We start from the raw sequence: 24,646 nt of genomic DNA on the forward strand, positions 1-24,646 counted from the left end.
AGGCCGGTTATCGCAGCATTCTGCGTTTTAGCATTACACTTTCGCTCCGGTCAATGCAGGAGCGGGAATGCTCCGCAACCCACCGCAGTAACCGTAATTATTCGCCCCGCTTTGAGGCCTGAATATACAGCATTTCCAGTGCCAGCGTCGCTGCCGCCAGCGCGGTGATATCCGCGCTATCGTATGCCGGTGCCACTTCCACGACGTCCATGCCGACGATATTCAGGCTGCTCAGGCCGCGCAGTAACTTCAGCGCCCGATCGGTAGTCAGGCCGCCGATAACGGGCGTGCCGGTCCCCGGCGCGTGGGCAGGATCGAGGCAGTCAATATCAAACGTCAAATAGACCGGCAGATCGCCTGTGATACTTTTAATCTGCTGCGCCACGTCGTCTGCGCTACGATCGTTCACTTCCGGCGCGCTAAGTACGGTAAAGCCGTTGTCTTTATCGAATTCGGTACGAATGCCGATTTGCACTGAATGTTTCGGATCGATGAGCCCTTCCTGCGGCGCCGTCCAGAACATAGTGCCGTGATCGAATTCACTGCCGTTCGCGTAGGTATCAGTGTGCGCGTCGAAATGCACCAGCGCCATTTTGCCAAAATGTTTCGCGTGCGCACGCAGAAGCGGCAGGGTAACAAAATGATCGCCACCAAAAGAAATCATGCGCTTACCGGCCGCCAGCAGCTTTTCTGCGTGCGCCTGAAGATTTTCACTCATGTTCCGCGCGTCGCCGAAGGCGTAAACCAGATCGCCGCAGTCCACCACGTTTAAGCGTTCCCGCATATCAAAATGCCACGGGAAACGGCACCCTTCCCAGGCAAGCTGCGTCGAAATCTGGCGAATTGCCCCCGGCCCGTGACGACTGCCCGCCCGGCCCGAGGTCGCCATATCAAAAGGGACGCCGGTAATAACCCAATCGGCATCGCTATCGTAAGGTTGAAAATTTAGCGGTAAACGTAAAAAACCAAAGGCGTTGGATACCAGAGAATTGTCGTACTGATGACCCAGAGTGCTCATGCCCTGCCCTCGCTTAATATAAATGATGCTCAAAAAAAAAATCCCTTCCGCGTCGTTAAACCCGACGAGGAAGGGACCGTATGCATAAAACGATAAACTGTGTGAATTATCGCCGCTTTTTTATCGGGTTTCAACCCTGAGCAAATTACTCATCTTCCAGATAAGTATAGCCGTAGAGACCCGCTTCAAACTCTTCAAGGAACTGCTGTTGTAACTCGGCATCAAGGCCGGTTTGTTTCACCTGATCGCGAAAACGGGTTAGCAGCGTCTCTGGCTTCAGTTTGACATAATCCAGCATATCCGCGACCGTGTCTCCCTCATCTGACAGTTCAACTTCCACGCTGTCAGGCGCATTGACGTAGACATTCACGGCCTCGGTGTTGCCGAACAGGTTATGCATATTCCCAAGGATTTCCTGATAAGCGCCGACCATAAAGAAGCCCAATAGCGGCGGATTATCAGGATCGTATTCCGGCAGCGGCATCGTTGTCGCAATGCCATCGCCATCCACGTAGTGATCGATAGCGCCATCAGAATCACAGGTAATGTCCAACAGAACCGCACGGCGGCTTGGCGCGTGGTTTAACCCCTCCAGCGGGAGCACGGGAAAAAGCTGGTCTATCCCCCACGCGTCCGGCATAGACTGGAACAGCGAGAAGTTAACGTAGAGCTTATCCGCCATACGTTCCTGGAGCTCATCAATAATCGGGCGATGCGCGCGATTTTGCGGATCGAGCTGTTTTTGAATTTCATGGCACATATTCAGATAGAGCTGCTCAGCCCAGGCGCGCTGCTGCAGGCTATACGTCCCCGCCGAATAGCCGAGATGAATATCATGCAGATCCATTTGGCTATCGTGCAGCCATTCGCGCAGCGAGCGGCGGTTAGCCGGCTCGTGCATTTCCTGCCAGGTTTCCCACATGCTCTGCAAAGAGCGCGGAGCGTCTTCTTCCGGCGCGCCGGAAGCGGTGTATTCATTGCGCTCAACCCCAATAATATTCGATACCAGCACGGTATGGTGCGCCGTCACCGCGCGCCCGGATTCGGTAATCACCGTTGGGTGCGGTAGCCCGTTCTCTTCGCAGGCGTCGCCTATTGCCCAAATAATATTATTGGCGTACTCATTTAAGCCGTAGTTAACCGAACAGTCGGACTGGGAGCGCGTCCCCTCGTAATCCACGCCGAGACCGCCGCCGACGTCAAAACATTGAATATCGACACCGAGTTTGTGCAGCTCCACGTAAAAACGCGCCGATTCACGAACTCCGGTAGCGATATCGCGAATATTCGCCATCTGCGAGCCGAGATGAAAGTGCAATAACTGTAAGCTTTGCAGGCTATTTGCCGCCCGCAGCTTTTCGACAAGCTGCAGTACCTGAGTCGCCGCAAGGCCAAATTTCGACTTTTCTCCGCCCGAGGACTGCCATTTCCCGGATCCCTGAGACGCAAGGCGCGCGCGCACTCCCAGCCTCGGCACGACGTTCAGCCGCGCGGCTTCTTCCAGCACAAGGTCGATCTCCGTCATCTTTTCAATAACCAGATAGACTTTATGCCCCATCTTTTCGCCAATTAACGCCAGACGAATGTATTCACGATCTTTATAACCATTGCAAACGATAAGCGAGCGGGTCATACCCGCATGGGCCAGCACGGCCATTAGCTCCGCCTTTGAGCCGGCCTCTAGCCCCAGCGGTTCGCCGGATTGAATTAGCGACTCAATCACGCGCCGGTGCTGGTTTACTTTAATCGGGTAAACCAGAAAATAGTCCCCGTGATAGCCATAGGATTCGCGCGCGCGCTTAAAGGCCGCATTAATAGAACGCAGGCGGTGCTGCAATATCTGAGGGAAGCAAAATAGCGCTGGCAGACGCTGGCCCTGAGCTTCGCGCGCTTTCACCAGTTTAGCGAGATCGACGCTAGCCTCCGGCACATCGGGATCGGGGCAAACGGTAATATGTCCCAGCTCGTTAACGTCGTAATAATTATTGCCCCACCAGGCAATATTGTAGGTACGCAGCATTTTGCTAGCTTCCTGTGAGTTCATTGCCACCTCCTGCATTGAACGGAGTGCGTTTTGTTCGCCCGCTGACGAACCAGAAATCGATAATTTATCGTCAGACATTGCGAACCTCATTTTTGCCGTTATGTATCACGCGATTAATGACTATCGCAGGGGAGATTTGCGATAACAACCCATTTACTACGCTTCTCTCCGGCGATGAACGACGGAAGCAGCGCACGCTAAGCGGTGTAATCATGCTCTATTCGTTATGATTTAGCGTTACAACAACGCTGAGAAAAGTCAGAAAAACGCCTGCAGCAGGCGCAGCCTGGGTCAGCACTCTGGATAGAAACCGGCTCGGGAGTCCTGAGAAGCGCCGGTAGCGTTTATCCGGCCAGAAGGGACAGCGTACAAAAGGGAAAAAGCAGGCGAGTTCTCTGCGGCCGTGCGCAGGCGCACGATATTGCGAATTAAGCGATTCATCTGTGGTATCACCTCCACGCATGCGCCATGCGAAAAGCCGAGTCTGTGAGTTATGCCCTGCGCGGAGGTTTGCTACCCGCGCCGCCGTTTTATACCCACTGGTAACAAAAAAAGCAAAACAAAATCGCCTTAGAGAAATCTCCGGCTTTGTGCACGTCGTTGTATGTTTTACACAATGTGTCAAACCTAAAAAATCGCTGGCAATGATCCAGGAGATTATCCTAAAATAGACGTCCAGATGTTAATCCATCCATACTGATTAACGGCGAACCCGCCAGCGCTTATGCTTTACGCGGGTGAACGTCTCCAGGAACGGCGCCGCCGTTCGCTGCAACTGATTTATATTGAGTGAAATAAACATGGCTAAACACCTTTTTACATCTGAGTCTGTCTCTGAGGGACATCCGGATAAAATCGCCGACCAAATTTCCGATGCCGTGCTGGACGCTATTCTCGCCCAGGATCCGAAAGCGCGCGTCGCCTGCGAAACATATGTAAAAACCGGCATGGTGCTGGTCGGCGGTGAAATAACCACCAGCGCATGGGTCGATATCGAAGAAATCACGCGTAATACGGTGCGTGACATTGGTTATGTGCACTCAGATATGGGGTTTGACGCCAACTCTTGCGCCGTACTAAGCGCCATCGGGAAACAGTCTCCGGATATTAACCAGGGCGTCGATCGTCAGGATCCTCTGGAGCAGGGCGCCGGCGATCAGGGTTTGATGTTCGGTTATGCAACCAACGAAACGGATGTGCTAATGCCTGCGCCTATCACCTACGCGCACCGCCTGGTGCAGCGCCAGGCCGAAGTTCGTAAAAACGGCTCGCTGCCTTGGCTGCGCCCGGACGCGAAAAGCCAGGTCACTTTCCAGTATGACGATGGCAAAATCGCTGGCATCGATGCAGTCGTACTCTCAACCCAGCACGCGGAAGATATTTCGCAAAAGGATCTGCATGACGCGGTGATGGATGAAATCATCAAACCAACCCTGCCCCAAGAGTGGCTGACCGCTTCCACCAAATTCTTCATCAACCCAACCGGCCGCTTTGTGATTGGCGGCCCAATGGGCGACTGTGGCCTGACCGGACGTAAAATTATCGTCGATACATACGGCGGCATGGCGCGTCACGGCGGCGGCGCGTTCTCCGGTAAAGATCCTTCGAAAGTTGACCGCTCCGCGGCTTATGCCGCGCGCTATGTGGCAAAAAATATCGTGGCCGCCGGGCTTGCGGATCGCTGTGAAATTCAGATTTCCTACGCGATCGGCGTCGCAGAACCGACCTCAATCATGGTAGAAACCTTCGGCACCGAGAAAGTCTCCACCGAGCAGCTTACGCTGCTGGTGCGCGAATTTTTCGATTTGCGCCCGTATGGCCTGATTGAAATGCTGGACTTGCTACACCCAATTTACCGTGAAACGGCCAGCTACGGCCACTTTGGCCGTGAAAACTTCCCGTGGGAAAAAACCGACAAAGCGGCGCTGCTCCGCGATGCCGCAGGGTTGAAATAAGCAACCAGAACGCCCTGTTTAAGCACCCGTTGAAACAAAACGCCCGCCAGGGCGTTTGTTTTCAGCTAGCGGTGTTGAAAATGGCTTGCGCTCAGCGCCAATCGAGCAAGGGCCATATATCTTAAAGCAAACCAGCCGGTATTTTAATAACGGCTTTCCGTCTCATCTTGATATCCTCAGACCTCTTCTGCACAGGCATTCATAGCGCTACGGCCTACTTCACGCAGCGCGCTGTGAGCACCTGAAAATTATCCGCCTGACCATTATCCCAACGCCTTAGGTACGGGATTACCCTGACAATTGAAACCGGTTACATGCCTTCAATACCTTCGCAGCAAGCAAGTTTGTTGATTATTTTTTCTCCCATGCAGCACGATGTTATCACTCAGGGAGTTCCGAAACACCATCAGGCGCCAGTTTCCAGATAACTATTTGAAATATAATAATATTATTAGTATTTTCAGTTATTTCCGGATGTAATCGATTACACTGCTGTGATATAAATCACACAACTTTACGCAAACTTAACCTATTCTTAACCGCGAATATAATGATAACCAACCGGAGGGCGTTATGCCTGGTACTCATAAACAGGGGCGTTCCAATAGGGCAATGACTTTTTTTGTCTGTTTCCTTGCCGCCCTGGCAGGTTTGCTGTTTGGCCTGGATATTGGCGTGATTGCAGGCGCGCTGCCTTTTATTTCGCAGGACTTTCAAATTACTGCGCGCGCAGGAATGGGTAGTCAGCTCGATGATGTTCGGCGCGGCGGTAGGTGCCGTCGGCAGTGGGTGGCTTTCATTCCGTTTAGGACGAAAATATAGCCTGATGGCCGGCGCTATTTTATTCGTAATCGGTTCTTTGGCTTCGGCTTTCGCTCCTAATGTCGAAGCGCTTATTATCTCGCGCATTTTATTAGGTTTAGCCGTAGGTATCGCCTCTTACACCGCACCGCTTTATCTGTCAGAAATCGCACCGGAGCGTATCCGCGGCAGCATGATTTCGATGTATCAACTGATGATAACTATCGGCATTCTGGGAGCCTATCTTTCTGATACGGCTTTCAGCTACACCGGTGCCTGGCGCTGGATGCTGGGCGTCATTACCATCCCGGCGCTGTTGCTGCTTATTGGCGTCTTTTTCCTACCGGACAGCCCGCGCTGGTTTGCCGCAAAGCGCCGTTTTCACGACGCCGAGCGCGTGCTGATACGCCTGCGCGATACCAGCGCCGAAGCTAAACGCGAATTGGATGAGATCCGAGAAAGCCTGCAGGTTAAACAAAGCGGATGGGCGCTTTTTAAAGAAAACCGTAATTTCCGCCGCGCCGTATTTCTCGGCATCTTATTGCAGGTCATGCAGCAGTTTACCGGCATGAATGTCATTATGTATTACGCACCAAAGATTTTTGAAATGGCCGGGTATAGCAATACAACGGAGCAAATGTGGGGCACCGTTATCGTTGGTTTGACCAACGTGTTAGCCACGTTCATTGCTATAGGCCTGGTCGATCGCTGGGGACGTAAGCCTACTTTAATCCTCGGCTTCCTGGTTATGGCGTTGGGTATGGGTACGTTGGGCACAATGATTCACATCGGTATCGCCTCGGCGACGGCCCAATATTTTGCCGTGGCAATGCTGCTGATGTTTATTATTGGCTTCGCCATGAGCGCCGGGCCGCTTATCTGGGTTCTGTGCTCCGAAATCCAGCCGCTCAAAGGCCGTGATTTCGGTATTACCTGTTCCACCGCCACCAACTGGATTGCGAACATGATTGTCGGCGCGACCTTCCTGACGATGCTGAATAGTCTCGGGAATGCGAATACCTTCTGGGTTTACGCCGGCCTGAATCTATTCTTTATTATTCTGACGCTGGCGCTGGTGCCGGAAACGAAGCACGTTTCCCTGGAGCATATTGAGCGTAATCTAATGAAAGGACGCCCGCTGCGCGAGATTGGCGCACACGATTAAACCTGTGGACTGCAAAATAACGCTACGGGGCCATATGGCCCCTTTTTTCATGCCCTGCGCTATATCGATATACAAACTCTTCTGCATATTTTCATGGACATAAATAAACCTATTTATCAACAGTGTAAAAATACATTTTAAATTACAAAAACTTCCTATTAGGCCGGTATTGGGCGCCGTTTAAATACTTAAAATTTCCTTATGAAATATATCATTTACTCATCCTAATTCCCTGGGTAAAAGAATACTTCTCCTGCAATTTCAGCAATTTCCTTTGCAATTTATTGCTAATTTCCGGCAATAAATGCGTTTTCATTATTAACAGCCTTTACATTCCCCATCCTAATAAACCTACTTAACAGCGTAATTATTTCCGTATCGCAATCAGTTTTATCAGATAATGGCATTATTGAGAGATTGATGTGCACCGAAGCAAAATAATTATGTAATAATAGAGAGTCCAGACCAGAATTTAATACTCATGACTGATGAGAAACTCCGCGAGTTCTCATCACGCCAGTTATGTAACAGGGAATATTTAAACGTTGAAAGAGCTCTATAAAAGCTGTGAGAAAATTAAGTCACATCCCGATTTTCTCACGGCAATACAGTTACATTACAAAATAAATATGGATATTTACCATAAGCAGCCACTTTTTTATAAAACCATGCTTCAGGAGTCTCGTTTTAATATTCTTCTGGCAACGCTGTGTTTTATTTTTGGGCAGCGTATAGCCTGCGTTAGCGATATTAAAGAATTGTGCGCACGCTACAGAATCGCCAGCCCTAACCGGGTTATCGCCATATTGACGCTGCTGCGCACCACCGGGCGTGTGCAGACGCGCCGCGACGGCGACGATCGCCGCAGGGTGATTCTTGGCCCCACGGAAAAAGGCGTAGAAGAACTCAAATATTATTTGAGGGGCACTCTGGAACCGCTAGGACTGTTATTCCCGAAAGAGAATATAAGCGTAAATGTGATGGATAAAAGACGTTTACGCCAGAGTTTCTTTCATAATGCAGCAGATTACTTGTTTAATGGCGTTATTTATAAAAAGATTCTTCCGGATGCATGTCTTTTTATTGAAAAAGACGGAGGCCGCATGTTAATGCTGTACCTCTACCTGCTTGCCCGCGAACAGTGCCAGGAAAATCAGGTAACGGTAAGCTGCCCATTGAGCCAGCTTGCAAAAATATTCTTTATTTCCCGTACACATACGCGCCGTATTCTGCAGGCTGCCGAACAGGCTGGATATTTAGCGGAAAATGAAGACGGTAGCCTGACCTTATTTCCCTCCTTTTTTGAACTGGTAGAAAACTACGCGGGATTCTACTTCGCCTACCCTCTTAACTATCTCGGTTTATCCGACATCTAAAAGAGCAAAATAACCGCCGCAGCGCCCCCCGGCGCGCGGCGGCAAAGGAGCTATCGCTCACGCAGAGCTTCTCGCGCTTTATTCAACGGCTTCAGCAAATAGTCCAGTACGCTTTTATTGCCGGTTTTGATATCAACCGTCGCAATCATGCCGGGGAAGATAGGAAAATCTTTGCGCTGCTTATTAGTCAGGTGGTTGCTCTCTGTGCGGATATAAACGCGATAATAATAAATATCGCGCTTAACCTCGTCCTGGATGGTATCAGGCGAAATCATCGTTACCTTTCCATGCAGCCCGCCATAAATCGAGTAGTCATACGCCGTAATTTTTACCATTGCGCTTTGCCCAGGATGTACGAACGCCACGTCTCTTGGGGAAATTTTCGCCTCAATCAACATTTGGTCATCCAGCGGCACCAGGCTCATCAATTTTCCATTAGGTGGGATCACGCCGCCCACGGTGGTCACTTCAATATCTTTTACAATCCCGCGCACCGGTGCGGTAAAAGTGAGCCGCGTCAGCGAATCTTCCCTTCCGCGCATGACTGAACGCTGGGTTTCAATTTCGGCATTAGCTTTCGCCAGCTCTTCACGCGCGCGTACATAATACTGATTTTTCATTTCCGTTATTTTGCTTTCAAGCTCGTTTTTCTGGCGCTGTAAACGCAGCACTTCCACGCTGCTGGCTGCACCTTCTTTAACCAGCGGCACCGTCATTGAAAGCTCTCGCTGCACCAGCGCCGCGCCCTGACGCAGCCCGGCAAGCCCTTTATCAAGGCTTTCGCGGCGCGATTGCCAAAGCGCCGTCTCCTGGCGCACCAGTTCAGGAGAATCATTCAATTCCTGAGGAAATACCGGCGTGGCGTTGTTCACCTCTGCGCTGAGCCGCACCGCCGTCGCTAGCGCCGCTTTGAGCCGAGAAGCGCTTTCCAGCACGCTGGATTCTGTTTTAGTGCGATCGAGCTGCGCCAGCACCTGTCCACGCTCCACGATATCCCCTTCGTGGACATCCAGCTTGTGGATTATCCCGCCTTCCAGCGACTGAATTACCTGCTCATGCGCCGATGGGATAACTTTGCCGCCGCCGGTGGTCACTTCATCAAGGGTAAAAAAACTCGCCCAGCCGATAAACGCCAGCAATATAGCACTCAGCCCCCATACCACCAGCGAAGCGCGCGGTAAATGAGGCTCACGTAACCGGCTGTTGTAACGCGTTATGTCACTCATACGGCTTCCTCCCTATCGGACCGCGCACTATTTACGGCCGCGCGCACTGCGGTTCTTTGCGGTTCGGCGCGGGCCGGAGGGGCGGGGTTCCCTATACCGTGTTCGCGTAAAATAGCCTCCCGCGGTCCATCCATGACTATGCGCCCGTTATCCAGCACGATAATGCGATCGACGAGTTCGAGGATCGGCAAGCGATGCGTGGCGACGACCAGCGTTTTCTGGCGCGTCGACCAGGCGCCCAGCCGCTGAATAAACTGCGCTTCACTGACCTCATCGAGCCACGCCGTTGGCTCATCTAGCAGCAAAATAGCCGGGCGGTTAATAAGCGTCCGCGCTAAAAGCAGCGACTGGCGCTGCCCGCCTGAAAGACCGGCGCCACCTTCCGTAATGGGATAATCAAGCCCGGCTTTCTGACGCTGCACAAATTCCAACGCGCCGCTTATATGCAGCGCCTGAAAAATTTCTTCGTCGCTCGCCAGCGGTCGCCCCAGCGTAATATTGTCGCGAATCGAGCCGAAAAACAGGCGCGCCTGCTGGCTAAGAAGCCGCATATTTCCGCGCAGGTCGGCGGGATCGAGGCGATTGAGATTGATATCGTCCAGGAGAATTTGCCCCTGCTGCGGGGACTGCATTCCGGCCAGCAGTTGCAATAGCGTGCTTTTCCCGGAACCGTTGCGGCCCAGAACGGCAATGCGCTCCCCGGGCTGAATCACCAGTTTCGGAATGGTCAGGTTATTAATCTTTTCTTCTTCGTCGTAATAGAAGCCGACATCGTTAAGCTGATATGCGCCGCGGAGCTGCGCTTTATGCACTCTCTTTCCGCGCTCCGGCTCGTCAGTCGGGCGCTGCATCAGATCGTCCAGCCCTTTGCGCGCCACTTTGGCCGATTGCCAGCGTGAAAGCACGCCGGAGATTTGCGAGAGCGGTGCAATGGTGCGCGAGGCCAGAATCGAAGTACCAACCAGCGCGCCGGTGGTCATATCGCCAGAAATAACCAGGTAGCAGCCCACCAGCAGCACAACCGCATACACGATGGATTGCACTTCCTGGGTCCACGTCATTAGCAGGCTGGTAAGCCAGCGCTGCTTCATGCTGACTGAAGCAGCGACGTCATTGGTGTTGTTCCACTGGTTTTGAAAGCGCTGCTCCGCACGCAGCAGCTTAATATCTTCAATCCCCTGAACGGCTTCAACCAGCGTTGCGTTACGGATGGCAGACTCGCGCATCCCCTCGCTGGAAAGCCGCCCTAGCGGACGCTGAATTAAAAGCCCCGGTATCAGTAGTAAAGGTACCGCCAGCAGCACCACAAATACTAGCGGTCCGCCAATCGCCCAGAGAATAAAAACAAACAGCAGAAAGAAGGGCAGATCGGATAGCGCAGAAATCGTGGTGGAAGTAATCAGATCCCGCACCGATTCCAGCTCGCGAATTTGAGATATAAACGATCCGGTGGATTTCGGGCGCGCATGATTTTTAATCCGCAGGGCGTGCGCGAATACGCGATCGGAAATACGTAAATCCGCGCGTTTCCCGATAACATCAGAAATATGCACCCGCAGCATGCGCATAATAAATTCAAACAGAATGGCGAGCATCACGCCGCCGAACAGTACCCACAGCGTGGGTTCTGATTGAGAAGGCACGACGCGGTCATACACCTGCATCGAAAATAGCATTCCCGCCAGTGCCAGGATATTTGCCGCCATCGCTGCCAGCATAATATCGCCGTACCGGCGCCAGTCCCTGAGCGCGAGGCTCCAGAACCAGTTTTTCTGCCAGGGTTTGACATAATCATCCACCCGGGCGTCCGGAACGGACTCCAGTGGACGCAGCACCAGCAGATTCTTCAGGCGACCGGCCAGCTCGGCGCGCGGCAGCACCGTTTCCAGCGCCCCTTCTCCGCTAAATTGCAATACAACATTACCTTCGGCATCCATCCGCGTCAGCACGGCGATTTGCCCATCGCCAAAATCCGCCAGCAGCGGCATGCGCCAGGGATCTATCAGAGAAATATCGGCTGCGGCCCGATGTAGCCCCAATCCCAGCTGACGCGCCATATCTTCCAGTAGTAATTCACGCGGCGTCTGCGTCTCGTGGCTGATAACGGTGCGCACCTGCTCTTCGGAGCAGTCCAGCCGATAGTGGTGCGCGATATTAAGCATTGCCTGTAGCCAGGGTTCATAAAATGGATGCGTGGTACTCATAATTCACTTCCTGTGAGCAGACATTAAAACGCAGATCAAATACTTTAGCCGACGACATCAATCTAAGAAAATTCTTATCTTGTTTAAAGTAGCCCTTTTTATCTGTAGTTATTGCCTGCCAGGTAAATAAGCGCAAAGACCGACAGGTTTGCACCTGCCGGTCTCTCTGGTTTTACACTATCTGTAACTGATGATTCGCCAGCAGCGTCGCCAAATCGGTCTGCACGCCGTTCAGGGTAATCACCGTGGTAGGATCAAACTGCCCCCCCGTTCCATCACGATCTACCTGAATCTCCGTATTGCTACCGTTCTGAACCACCCGGATATAGTCAGTAATATTCCCCGCTCCTGCGTCCAGATGCGCCGTACCGTTGATATAACTGGCGGAGCCGTTACCGGTATAGCCGCTGTGGCTCAGTAGATCGCGTAAATCAATGCGATCGCTGTCGGCGGTGCCTTCCCATGTACCGACGGAGAAACCGTTCACCACATCGCTACCGTTGCCGCCGGTTGCATCACCGGCATCAATCAATCGGTATAGCAGCGTGTCGTGTCCACCGTTTCCGATATTAAAGGTGTCGTTTCCGCCCCGCCCTTCCAGCAGGTTATTACCGCTGCTGCCGGTAATCACATCGCTGAAATTCGAGCCGCTAATTCCTTCAATATTTTTAAACGTTGCAGTGTCGTACCCCGTATTCTGAGCGCTGTCCACACTCAGATCGGCCGTAATACCGGATGTCGCATGGCGATAATCCACAACATCCATGCCGCCCGTCGAACTCCATGTCCGGTGCTCCGAAGTGGTCTCCCAGCCGCCGGAGCCCTGATAGATATGCGTACCTTCGCCGGCAATAAACGTATCGTTATATCCGGTACCGGTCATAGTGCCGCTATTGCCACCGGACGCGGCATCTGCGGTTAGCACATAGTTATGGCGCGCATCGCCTGTGGTCAAATCATCCCAGGTCGCGTTACTGGACACACCGTTAATACCGCGCACCAGCACCGCGCTGTAAGTTTCATCCGGGCTGAGGCCATAGAAACTGACTAAGCCGGATGCGTCATTCACCCCCATACCAGACTGCGCGTTAATAATCCGCGAGGCGACTAATTGTCCTGCGGCGTTGAAAAGCTGAACCGTATTGCCATAGAACGCATTGATGCCCTCTCCGTCCACAATCTTCAAATGAAGCGCGGTCCCTTCCGCAACGGCATGGGTATTACGCTCCAGCGTGACATCACCATTTTTGCGGATAATCAATAGGTCTTCCGCACCGTCCCAGTCATAATCCATTAGCGCAGCTCCTGCGACCGGGCTAGCGTTCGCACTGCCCAGCGCCGAGGAAGTAAAGTGCCCGCTGCCGTCATTGGTGTACAGGCGGGACTGCGCGGTATTCCCCAGCTTGATGATGTCCATATCGCCATCGTGATCCCAGTCGACGGCGACGCTCACCCGCCCGGCCAGCGCATCGCTATCGACTTTCTGCCCGGCATTTAGCTTTCCTGTCCCGTCATTGAGCATCAGGAAACCATTGGTGCCGCTGCCGGATGACATCCCCATATAAAGGTCCATGTAGCCATCGCCGTTATAATCGGCCCAGGTCATACTGACAGCGTTTGGCGCAGCGGCTGAGCCAATGCCGCTATACATGGTATTAATAAAGTTCTGGCCCCAAACAAAACTACCATCGCCCTGATTTAACATGGTCGATAACGCATAGTTATTAGCGCCGTTCGTGGTGTGCTGAGCAATATCCACCATACCGTCATTATTCAGGTCTACGCCGGATGCCTCAATAAGGCTGTTGTAGTTTCCTACCTTCGCACCGCTAACGAACTTACTGTAAACCCCGCCTTTTGAACTTCCTGACAGCGTACCGCCGTTGTTCAGCATTAACGTATTTGAGTCAGGACCGCCCGCATCCCCTAACACAAAGTCCGTGTAGCCATCGCCCTGAAGATCGATAGCAACCACGGAGCCATACCACACCGCGGCGTGAACATCAGCCAGATTGGTCAGGCGCGTATAGGAAAAACTGCCGTCGGCATTCCCGTTCCACTGCGCCATATAGTCGTAACTGGTACCCATCGCTAAAATATCAGCGATACCGTCACGGTTAATATCCGCATAGGCGCCGCTGGTGTAATTCCCGGTCATCGTCAGATCGCTGGCGAGCACGCTGTAATCATTTTGCCCGTGCGCCGACGCAACGCGCTGATTAGTCATGATATTCCACAATCCATTCGTACCCAGCGTATAGGTGGCGCTATATGAGGTATTCTCCGCGCTCATAGACCAGGCGGGCGCAACGGAAGGATCGTCGATAATATCTACCGTGCCGGTGACAACGCCCGTGGTATTCCCATTTCCCGCGCTGCTCTTCACCTGCGCAGTGACAGAATAGGACTGCAGCGTTAGCGCATCGCCATCTGGAATTTGTAAATACCAGGTATGCGCCAGCGGATCGACCACTACCGCACCGCCTGGCTCTGAGGTATACGTTTTCCCGTTGACCGTTACCGTCAGATAGGCGTTATGGTCGAGCGACTCTGACAGCGAGCCGGTTAAAATAGGCGTGGTATCACTGGTGGTAATACCGTCCACGGTTGCCATAGTGGTGGGAATGCTGGTATCAACGGATAAATCAAACGCCTTAGAATCCGTGTAGTTCCCGGCTTTGTCCGTCACGCGCAGAACATAGCGGTAGCTTCCGTCCGGCAGACCGGAATCTGCAAAACTCCACTGCGTTCCGCCCGTAATCGCGACCTGACCGATCAGTACGCCATCGCGAAATAGCTGGGCAATCTCCCCATCTGCCAGTGCGTGATTCAAGGTGCCGTGCAGCACCGGAGCCGTATCATCCGTGGCATAGCGATCGCCGAAATCGCCGGTGCGTTCGCCTTTGGTGTCGGTATAACTCACGATAGTACCGACGGTATCCGGCGCGACGGTGTCTACGGTGACCACCCGCTGGGTGTGAGAACCCACATTGCCTGCGTCATCAATAACGCGAACCTGATACGTGTAATCACCATCCGTCAGCGTGCGGCCATCCACATAACTCCACTGATTGCCGGAAACCGCAACATCCACCCAGCTTTTGCCACCATCCACGCTTATCTGCGCGTGCTCGCCGGCGCCCAGCGGGCCACCGAGCGTACCATTCAGCGTTAGCGTCGTATCATTGGTGATGAAATCGCTGGCTGACTGACCGCTATCGTCAGTAATACCGTCAATCGTGATACTTTGGGCTGGCGCAGTGGTATCTACCGTCACCGTTTGGCCGGTAGTCGCGCCCACATTGCCCGCCAAATCCACAACCCGCACCTGATAATCGTAGCTGCCGTCCGTCAGCGTGCGACTATCAACATACTGCCACTGAGTGCCGTTAACGGACGTGACATCGACCCAGGTTTGGCCGCCATCCAGGCTCACCTGTACAAACTCGTCGTCGCCCAGCGGCGCGCCTAGCGAACCGTTCAGCGTTATAGAGGTATCGTTAGTCAGATAGTCATGCTGATTAAAGCCGGTATCGTCGCTAATGCTATCAATCGTTACGCTCTTCGTCGCATCTGGTGCCTGTGTATCGACGGTGACCGTTCGGTGCGCGCTTTCGCCAACATTGCCCGCATCATCAATGACGCGTACCCAATACTCGTGATTTCCATCGCTGAGCGTGCGCGTATCGGTGTAGTACCACTGATTTCCGATCACGGTGACCAGCGTCCAGCTAGTGCCACCATCGAGGCTTATCTGAACGTGCTCACCGTCCAACAGCGACTGCCCCAGGCTGCCGCGCAGCGTCAGGGAAGTATCGCTGGTGACAAAATCGCTGTCGCTGCGGCCGGTATCGTCGCTGATGCTGTCGATAGATACTGTCTTACTGGCGTCCGGCGCCTGGGTATCCACGGTGACCGTTTTTGAGGTCGTCGCGCTGATATTGCCTGCATCGTCAATGACGCGTAACTGATAATGGTAGTCGCCATCCGCCAGGGTGCGGTTATCCACCCAGGACCAGCTTTTACCGCTCACGGCCACATCTACCCAGGTTTTGCCGCCATCAAGGCTGATTTGCGCGTGCTCGCCTGCCGCAAGCCCGGCATTTAGCGAGCCGTTAAGGGTCAGCGTATTATCACTGGTGATAAAATCGTGGTTATCCAGACCGGTATCACGATTAACCGCATCAACGGTAATCACGCTGGCGTCCGGCGGCGTGGTATCCACAATAACATCCCGGCTGTCGACAGCGCCGATATTGCCCGCTTTATCGATAACCCTCACCTGATAGTTCCAGGTGCCATCCGCTAGCGATCGGCCGTCGCTGTAGCTCCAGTGCGTTCCGGTAACCGTCAGATCGATCCAGGTTTTCCCACCGTCGAGGCTTATTTGCGCGGTTTCATCGTTGCCAGGCTGCGCCGTCAGCGAACCCTGCAGCGTGACGGAGCCATTATTAGTAATAAAATCACTGTGGCTAAGGCCAGTGTCGTGCTGCAGCGTATCAATGCTAATCCCCATTGAAGGCGGCGTTAAATCGACGGTGATACTGCGATCGTCACTCGCCGCATTGCCGATAGCGTTTTTCACCTCTGCATGAATGGTGTAAGCGCCACCGTCCGCCAGCGCGGTGACATCCGCGCTGCCCAAGGTATACGTCCAGGTGCCATCGGCCTGCACCACGGCAGAGTAGCTTTTACCGTTTAGAGTTATCGTCACATTCTGACCGGCCGGCGCCGTCGTAGTACCGCTAATTATCAGCGGTGTACCGTGCTCTGCGGCACTGACGATATCATCCTGCGCAAACGTATCAATGCTAACGGTCGGTACTTCGCCGCTCAGGCTAACATTGCGATCGCCGCTGCCGGCATTACCGGCTTTATCAGTCACGGTTGCCGTGATGGTATAGCTCCCGTCCGCCATGCCGAGGAAATCGTTGCCTGGTACATTTACGGACCAGACGCCGCCTTTACCGACAACGGCGCTGTACTGATGATTATTGAGCGTGACCACCACCGTCTGACCTTCTTCCGCGGTCGTGGTACCGCGGATAGTTTGCCCGGCATGCTGTTCATCAACGTTGATAACATCATCGCCCGCAATGGTATCGATAGTCACCGTAGGTGGCGTAGTGTCAACGGTAAGCGCGCCGCTCTGGCTGGTGCTATTGCCCGCTTTATCGCTGACGGTTGCCGTCACGGTATAATCGCCGTCGCTCAACTGCGCCAGACTCTCCGCGCTGATATCCAAAGACCAGGTGCCGTCGGCCTGTACCGTTGCATTCCAGCGACCACCGCCGAGCGTAACGGTGACCGTCTGCCCGGGTTCTGCGCTGGTAGAACCATGGATAGTCAATGTTTGCCCGGTCTCCTGCATATTCAGGATATTGTCTGTCGAGATAGGCGCAATGGACAATACCGGAGCACTGGTATCCACACTAAGATCGCGGGTCACAGAGGTATCGTTGCCCGCACCGTCCTGCGCGGATGCAGTAACGTGATAAATATCGCCGTCAGTGAGATTTGCCACGTCGGCGGCGGGCACGGAAAGCGACCATTTGCCATCGGCCTGTACCTTCGCACTGTAGCTGATGCCGTTTAGCACCACGGTAACCAGCGATCCCGGCGCAAGCTGATGACTGGTACCGCTAATCATCAGAGGACGCCCGGCCTCGCTGGCGTTAATCACATCGTCGCCGCTCAATGCATCAATGTTGAGTCCAACGCTGGCCGTATTGACTTCAACGTTATGCTGGCCGGTAACGCTATTGCCCGCCGCGTTGGTCAGGGTTGCCGTCAGGGTTGCCGTGCCATCCTGCAGCGCCGCAATGACGTCCGCCGGTATGCCGAGGCTCCAGTTACCTGCCGCGTCCACCGTGGTGGTCCAGCTCTGGCTACCCAGCGTTATTACTACTTTATCGCCCGCCTGGGCGCCGGTGGTGCTGCCGCTGATAATTTGCGCCTGCCCGTGTTCGCGGGCGTTGATCACGTCGTCTCCCGCCACGACGTTAAAGCTCAGGGTTGGCGCCGCGGTATCCACCACCAGAGAGGAGTCGGTGGCTACTGAATTTCCTGCTTTATCGCCGACGCTTGCCGTCACGGTATAATTGCCGTCTTTCAGCCCGGCTAAATCAGCCGCGCCCACCGTCACGCTCCAGCGCCCGTCCGCGCCCACCGTCCCCGTGTAGCTGCTGCCGTTCAGGGTTACCGTCACCGTCTGCCCCGCTTCCGCCGTGCTGCTGCCGCTCAGCGTCAGGTCGCTCCCTTTTTCCGCCGCGTTCAGGATGTTGTCTCCCGCCGCCGCGTCCAGCGTAATCGACGGCGGCGTCGTGTCCACGTGGTACTCATGCGACGCCGAGGCGCCGTTGCCCGCCTGGTTGCTGACGCTCGCCTGCACCTGCGCGTTGCCGTCTTTCAGCCCCGCCAGGTCGCCCGCCGGGACGTGCACCTGCCAGCTGCCGTCCGCCTGCACCGTCGCCGCGTACTGTTTGCCGTTAAACGTCACCGTCACGGTCTGGCCCGCCTCCACGTTCGCGGTGCTGCCGCTCAGCGCCAGTTCGCTGCCGCGCTCCGCCGCGTTCAGCACGTTATCCGCCGTCACGCTGTCGATGCTTACCGCCACCGGCGCCGTGTCCACCGTCACGCTGTGACCGATGTCCACCGGGTTACCCGCCGCGCTGCGGCCCGACGCCGTGATGTCCAGCGCCCCCGCCGCCCAGCCGGAGACATCCCCCGCCGGTATCGCCGCCTGCCAGCTTCCGTCCGCCTGCACCGTCGCCGGGTAATCCTTCCCGCTGATGTGTACCGTCACGCTGCTGCCCGCGCTCAGCCCGGTGCTGCTGCCGCTGACTATCAGGTTCTGCCCGTGTTCAATGCTGTTGATGATGTCATCGCCCGCCACCGTGTCGATGCGCAGCCCCGGCAGGCTGGCGTCAATGGTGAAGTCGCGGCTGCCGCTGCCCGTATTACCGTGAGCGTTGGTGACGCTGGCGCTGACCGTCAGGTCGCCGTTGCCCAGCGCTTCCAGCGTTTTCGCGTCCAGCGCCAGACTCCAGCTCAGGTCGCCGTTTACCGTGGTGGTGTAGGTTTTGCCGCCCAGCGTCACCGTCACGGTGTCGCCCGCCGCCGCGCCGCTCACGCGCCCGCTCAGGGTCTGGCCTGCCGCCAGTTCCGCCGCGTTGAGCACGTTGTCGCTGGTAATGGGATCGATGGTCACGCCGGGTGCGGCGGTATCCACCTGTAAACTGGCATCCGCGCGCGTACCGTTGCCGATATCGTTAGTCGCGGTCGCGCCTAACGCGTAATTCCCCTGCGTAAGTCCGGCCAGATCCGCAACGGGTACCGTCGCGCTCCAGCGACCGTCCGCACCCACCGTCGCGGTGTATTGCTTACCGTTTAGCGTCACGGTCACGACTGTCCCTGCTGCCAGGTTAACGCTGCCGCCGCTCACCGCCAGGTCGTGATTTTTCTCAGCCGCGTTCAGAATGTTATCTGTGGCAATCGCATCGAAGCTCAGAGAAGGCAGTCCCGTATCCACCGTAACGTCATGCGTAATATGCCCGATATTCCCCGCCGCATTCGTGACGCTGACGTCCAGCGTCACACTGCCATCGGCCAGCGCGCGTATCACCTCCGCCGGAATACCGACGCTCCAGTTTCCGGCAGCGTCTACCGTAGTGGTCCAGCTCTGGCTACCCAGCGTCACCACCACTTTATCGCCCGCCTGAGCACCGGTGGCGCTGCCGCTGATGATTTGCGCCTGCCCGTGTTCGCGGGCGTTGATCACGTTGTCTCCCGCCACGCTATCCACGGTGATAACCGGCGCAGCGGTATCCACCAGCACACTGCCGCTGGCGCTGGCGCCATTGCCCGCCCTGTCGTTGACCGTCGCCGTTATCGTCAGGTTACCGTCGCTCAGCCCGGCGAAATCAGCCGCGCCCACCGTCACGCTCCAGCGCCCGTCCGCGCCCACCGTCCCCGTGTAGCTGCTGCCGTTCAGGGTTACCGTCACCGTCTGCCCCGCTTCCGCCGTGCTGCTGCCGCTCAGCGTCAGGTCGGCCCCTTTTTCCGCCGCGTTCAGAATATTATCGCCCGCCGCCGCATCCAGCGTAATCGACGGCGGCGTCGTGTCCACGTGATATTCGTGCGACGCCGAGGCGCCGTTGCCCGCCTGGTTGCTGACGCTCACCTGCACCTGCGCGTTGCCGTCTTTCAGCCCCGCCAGGTCGCCCGCCGGGACGTGCACCTGCCAGCTGCCGTCCGCCTGCACCGTCGCCGCGTACTGTTTGCCGTTAAACGTCACCGTCACGGTCTGGCCCGCCTCCACGTTCGCGGTGCTGCCGCTCAGCGCCAGTTCGCTGCCGCGCTCCGCCGCGTTCAGCACGTTATCCGCCGTCACGCTGTCGATGCTTACCGCCACCGGCGCCGTGTCCACCGTCACGCTGTGACCGATGTCCACCGGGTTACCCGCCGCGCTGCGGCCCGACGCCGTGATGTCCAGCGCCCCGGCCGCCCAGCCGGAGACATCCCCCGCCGGTATCGCCGCCTGCCAGCTTCCGTCCGCCTGCACCGTGGCCGGGTAATCCTTCCCGCTGATGTGTACCGTCACGCTGCTGCCCGCGCTCAGCCCGGTGCTGCTGCCGCTGACTATCAGGTTCTGCCCGTGTTCAATGCTGTTGATGATGTCATCGCCCGCCACCGTGTCGATGCGCAGCCCGGGCAGGCTGGCGTCAATGGTGAAGTCGCGGCTGCCGCTGCCGGTGTTGCCGTGAGCGTTGGTGACGCTGGCGCTGACCGTCAGGTCGCCGTTGCCCAGCGCTTCCAGCGTTTTCGCGTCCAGCGCCAGCCTCCAGCTCAGGTCGCCGTTTACCGTGGTGGTGTAGGTTTTGCCGCCCAGCGTCACCGTCACGGTGTCGCCCGCCGCCGCGCCGCTCACGCGCCCGCTCAGGGTCTGGCCTGCCGCCAGTTCCGCCGCGTTGAGCACGTTGTCGCCTGCTATGTTATTGACGGTGACAATGGGGTGAGCGCTATCAACCGTCACCGTAGAATCTGCAGCGGCGGCATTGCCGATGCTGTCCGTCACGCTGGCGCGGACGGTATAATGCGCGTCCCCTAATGCGCCGACCGCGTCAGGCGGCACCGTCACGCTCCAGCTTCCGTCTGCGAGCGTCGTCGCCCCATAGTGAATACCGTTTAAGATCACGGTAATCTGTGTGCCGCCCGGCTGATTACTGGTGCCGGTAATGGTTAGCGCTTCGCCTTTTTCGGTAGCGTTAATCACCCCGTCACCGGCAATAGTGTCAATAGAAATAGACGGTGCCTGCGTGTTAACCGCAAATTGATGCGTCGCATCACCCGTGTTGCCCGCTTTATCAGTTAACGAAACGTGAATGCTGTGATCGCCGTCGGCCAGCCCTTTAATGACGGAGGCCGGTAGCCCGATGCTCCATTTACCGGCGGCGTCTACCGCCGTGCGATAATCCACGCCGTTCAGCGTGACAGTAACGATATCACCGGCCTGAGCGCCGGTGGCGCTGCCGCTGATGATTTGCGCCTGCCCGTGCTCAACGGCGTTAAGGATGTTGTCGGCGGTGAGATTGTTAATGGAAATCTGCGGCACCGTCGTATCCACCAGCGCGTCACGCGCAGCGCTGGACGCATTGCCCGCAGTATCACTGACGCGCGCGGTGATATGAAGCTGACCGTCACCCACGCCGTTCAGCGCGCCTGCCGGGACATTCACACTCCAGCTTCCATCAGCCTGAACGGTACCCGTGTAATCCTTCCCGTTAAGGGTGACGGTTACTCGCTGCCCGGCCTCGGCGTCGCTGCGACCGGTAATCGCCAGGTCCTGTCCGATTTCGCGAGCGTTAATGATATTGTCGGCGGTAATGTTATCGATGGAGAGCGTGGGAGCCACGGTATCAACAACAAATTCGCGCCCGGCCTCGGCGCTGTTGCCGTGGGCGTTGGCGACGCTAACGTGAACGTCTGCACGCCCGTCAATCAAATTATCCAGCACCGATGGCGGCACCGTCAGGCTCCAGCTTCCGTCTTTGCCGACAATCGCCGTCAGATTTTGCCCGCCGATGGTGACTACCACGGTTTGACCGGCTTCAACGTTCGAAGTCATCCCGCTAAGAACAAGGCCAGCGCCTTTCTCTGCGGCGTTAATCATGTCGTCAGAGGTAATCGCGTCGATGGAGATCGCGACACTGTTCAGATCGAGCTCGATAGGGCGATCGACTGAAACCGGATTATTCCACGCATCCGCCGCGCTGGCGTTGACGACAATGTGTCCCGCCTGCCAGGTGGCAAGGTCGGAAGCGGGCACGCCTACGCGCCAGTGCCCCTGGGCGTCCACTGCGGTGGTATAGGTTTTGCCGTTAATCGTGACCGTCACTACCGCTGCCGCGCTTAAATGTTCACTGGTGCCACTCACTACCAGATCGTGCCGTTGCTCAATGGCGTTAACGACGTCATCACCGGAAATCATGTGGATACGTAGCCCCGGCAGCGCTGCATTAACATCGATATCATGCTGGCCGGTGCCGGTATTGCCATGGGCGTTGGTTACCGAGGCAACAAAAGTTAATTCACCATCGCCGAGCGGGGTTAATTCGTTGGGGCGCAGCTCCAGGCGCCAGGTCAGATCTTTCTGCACCTTAGCCTGCCAGTGCATATTTCCGAGCGTAATGGTAACCGTATCGCCTGCGGCGGCACCGACCACGCGCCCGGACAATATCTGGGCGCTGCCCAGCTCGTTAAGATTGACTTTATCGTCACCGGCAAAGGTATTTATGATGACCTGCGGCAGTGCGGTATCCACGATCAGCACGCCCTCGCAGGAACCGGCATTACCCACGGCGTCATTACCGTTCACGATAATGGTGTATTGCGTATTTGCCAGGTTCTGCAAATCGCTCACGGGCACTTGGGTGCTCCATACGCCGTGTGAAACGGTCGCGTGATACTGCACCCCGTTCAGCGTAACCGTAACGGAACTACCATCCGGCAAGTTGCTACTGCCGCTTAATGTCAGCGGTTGCTTAACCTCTACCGCATTGAGAACGTTATCCTCACACATCGCATCCAGCGTAAACGTAGGCGCATCACCGCTAAGCACAATCGTGCGCGAAGCGCTGCCGGTATTGCCTGCGCTATCGGTAACGCTAACGTTAATTTGCGCCTCGCCGTGCCCTAAGGTACTTAAGACAGAGGAGGGGACGCCGACTCGCCACGTACCATCCGCCTGTACGATGGTGCGAAACTCGCTATTACCCAGCGTCACAATAACCGTATCACCCACGGCTGCGCCGCTGGCGCTACCAGAAATAAGCTGCGTTTGCGTCTGTTCCTGCGCATTGAGGACATTGTCGCCAGCCACTGTGTTGACGGAAACCACGGGCGCTTCGGTATCAACGCTAAAATGGCCGCCGGATGTGGTTTGATTGCCGGCTTTATCGCTCACGCTAGCCGTCAGCGTGTGATTACCTTCTGCCAGCGTCGCCACGGATTTGGCATCCAGCGTTACGGACCAATTGCCATCCGCCCCAACTTTCGCCGTCCAGGTTTTCCCTTCCAGCGTGATGGTTACCGTTTGACCAGGCTCCGCGCTGCTTTTGCCGATCAGCGTTAGCGCACCGCCTTTTTCTGCCGCATTGACCACGTTATCTGCGGTTAATGCGTCAATAGAAAGCGTCGGAGCGCGCGTATCAACGTGCAGGGTTTGATTGCCGTTAACGCGATTCCCGGCGCCATCGATACCCTGCACCGTGACGGTCCAGGTGCCATCGCCCAGCGCCTGCGCATCACCGGCGGGAACCTGCACGCTCCATTTTCCGTGAACATCCACGGTGGTTTTATAGGTTTTTCCGTTCAGGCTGACGGTTAATACCGTTCCATTGGCCAAATGCTCGCTGTGGCCGCCCAGCGTGAAACCGGCGGCCTGTTCTGCGCCGTTGATAACGTTATCGCCCGTCGTGGTGTCCAGCGCTACGCTGGCGTCACGGGTATCAACGTTCAGCGTGATATTCCCCGCTGCGGTAGTTTTATCGCCGTCGATTTGTACTACAGACCAGCTATGCGTTCCGTCGCTTTGAGTCGGAAGCTTAACGCTCCATGCACCGTCTTTTCCCACCATTGCGCTGGCGATGGTATTGCCCTTCGCATCTTTTATCTGGATAGTCGCGCCCGGCTGTCCGGTGCCGCTAAAGGTAGGAGTCGCATCGTCCGTGGTCGCATTCGCGCTCAGAACGCCCTGGCTGTCGCCTTTATGATCGCTGACGACAAAAGAAGGCTTCGCGCTTTCCACTTCGCGCGTTTTATCGATGATTTTTGTGTGATGTTTGTCATCGCCGCCGCTATCGTGCGCCAGCAGCGCGCCAATTGCACCGCCCCCAAGCGCCGCGCCCGCGGCCCAGCCCCAGACTTGGCTGTCTCCAGAGGCGTGTTCGAGGAAAGGCGCGATACTTGCGATCGGCGATGCGTGCGGCGTTAGCGTAACCGGTGCCATACCGACCGTGTCTGCGGCGTCCGGGAAGGAGATATGCGTCAGTCCCTGTTCATCGGCAAAGACCAGCTCGGAATGGCCGTCAGCGCCTTCGGCAACAAAGTAACTGCTACAGCGAATCACGCTGCCGTCTTTCATGTAGATCAACAGATCTTTGCCCTGACGGACATAGCGTGCAACGTCCGCCGCAGAAGCATGAATTTCAATCACGCTGGGAGCAGTCAGAGAGACGGAGAGGTTGCCTTCGCCCGAAAGAGCCGTTTTCGCCGCCGTTTTACGAACAATGACTTCAATCATTTTATTCACTTGCCAATCTCCTTGTAGGTAGCCTTTGCCGGGACATATCCTTTTT

At 55.7% G+C, this 24,646-nt stretch carries 8 protein-coding genes and 1 pseudogene; 3 read left to right on the plus strand and 6 right to left on the minus strand.

Annotation, left to right across the window (positions count from 1 at the left end; translation table 11 throughout):
* Positions 1–97: 97 nt before the first annotated feature.
* The 3 genes from speB to SFA31_RS00190 form a co-directional block, all read right to left on the minus strand.
* Positions 98–1,018 (minus strand): agmatinase, encoded by a 921-nt coding sequence (gene speB, locus SFA31_RS00180; RefSeq protein WP_322836179.1) that lies wholly within the window; start codon positions 1,016–1,018, stop codon positions 98–100.
* 145 nt (positions 1,019–1,163) lie between these two features.
* Positions 1,164–3,140 (minus strand): biosynthetic arginine decarboxylase, encoded by a 1,977-nt coding sequence (gene speA, locus SFA31_RS00185; protein ID WP_322836180.1) that lies wholly within the window; start codon positions 3,138–3,140, stop codon positions 1,164–1,166.
* Positions 3,133–3,276, minus strand: a complete 144-nt coding sequence (locus SFA31_RS00190) for a hypothetical protein (protein ID WP_322836181.1) — start codon at positions 3,274–3,276, stop codon at positions 3,133–3,135. The genes speA and SFA31_RS00190 overlap by 8 nt, the downstream gene beginning before the upstream one ends.
* A 586-nt stretch (positions 3,277–3,862) precedes the next feature.
* Here SFA31_RS00190 and metK point away from each other — a divergent pair.
* From metK to SFA31_RS00205, 3 genes and pseudogenes are all read left to right on the plus strand, one after another.
* Positions 3,863–5,017 carry a methionine adenosyltransferase gene (metK, locus tag SFA31_RS00195; RefSeq protein ID WP_322836182.1) on the plus strand — a complete coding sequence of 385 codons (1,155 nt, stop codon included), beginning with the start codon at positions 3,863–3,865 and terminating at the stop codon, positions 5,015–5,017.
* 573 nt (positions 5,018–5,590) lie between these two features.
* Positions 5,591–6,983, plus strand: a pseudogene (locus SFA31_RS00200) (sugar porter family MFS transporter).
* 545 nt (positions 6,984–7,528) lie between these two features.
* Complete coding sequence (locus SFA31_RS00205) at positions 7,529–8,359, plus strand: MarR family transcriptional regulator (protein ID WP_322836183.1); 831 nt, start codon at positions 7,529–7,531, stop codon at positions 8,357–8,359.
* 50 nt (positions 8,360–8,409) lie between these two features.
* Here the strand turns inward: SFA31_RS00205 and SFA31_RS00210 are convergent, their stop codons facing one another.
* The 3 genes from SFA31_RS00210 to SFA31_RS00220 form a co-directional block, all read right to left on the minus strand.
* The gene (locus SFA31_RS00210; protein ID WP_322836184.1) at positions 8,410–9,585 is read right to left on the minus strand and encodes an HlyD family type I secretion periplasmic adaptor subunit; all 1,176 of its coding nucleotides are present in this window, start codon (positions 9,583–9,585) and stop codon (positions 8,410–8,412) included.
* Entirely contained in the window at positions 9,582–11,789 is a 2,208-nt protein-coding gene (locus SFA31_RS00215; protein ID WP_322836185.1) for a type I secretion system permease/ATPase, read from the minus strand. The genes SFA31_RS00210 and SFA31_RS00215 overlap by 4 nt, the downstream gene beginning before the upstream one ends.
* A gap of 172 nt (positions 11,790–11,961) precedes the next feature.
* A complete protein-coding gene (locus tag SFA31_RS00220; RefSeq protein ID WP_416208308.1) occupies positions 11,962–24,600 on the minus strand; it encodes an Ig-like domain-containing protein in 12,639 nt (4,212 codons plus the stop codon).
* Between the last annotated feature and the right edge of the window lie 46 nt (positions 24,601–24,646).

Origin of the sequence: Erwinia sp. HR93, assembly GCF_034555055.1 — a bacterium.
GTDB lineage: Bacteria > Pseudomonadota > Gammaproteobacteria > Enterobacterales > Enterobacteriaceae > Apirhabdus > Apirhabdus apintestini.

What these genes read in the sequence shown, in the direction of transcription:
- SFA31_RS00210 (WP_322836184.1), bottom strand. Translation starts at nt 9,585, where the DNA reads ATGAGTGACATAACGCGTTACAACAGCCGGTTACGTGAGCCTCATTTA.
- SFA31_RS00215 (WP_322836185.1), bottom strand. Translation starts at nt 11,789, where the DNA reads ATGAGTACCACGCATCCATTTTATGAACCCTGGCTACAGGCAATGCTT.
- SFA31_RS00190 (WP_322836181.1), bottom strand. Translation starts at nt 3,276, where the DNA reads ATGATTACACCGCTTAGCGTGCGCTGCTTCCGTCGTTCATCGCCGGAG.
- speB (WP_322836179.1), bottom strand. Translation starts at nt 1,018, where the DNA reads ATGAGCACTCTGGGTCATCAGTACGACAATTCTCTGGTATCCAACGCC.
- metK (WP_322836182.1), top strand. Translation starts at nt 3,863, where the DNA reads ATGGCTAAACACCTTTTTACATCTGAGTCTGTCTCTGAGGGACATCCG.
- speA (WP_322836180.1), bottom strand. Translation starts at nt 3,140, where the DNA reads ATGTCTGACGATAAATTATCGATTTCTGGTTCGTCAGCGGGCGAACAA.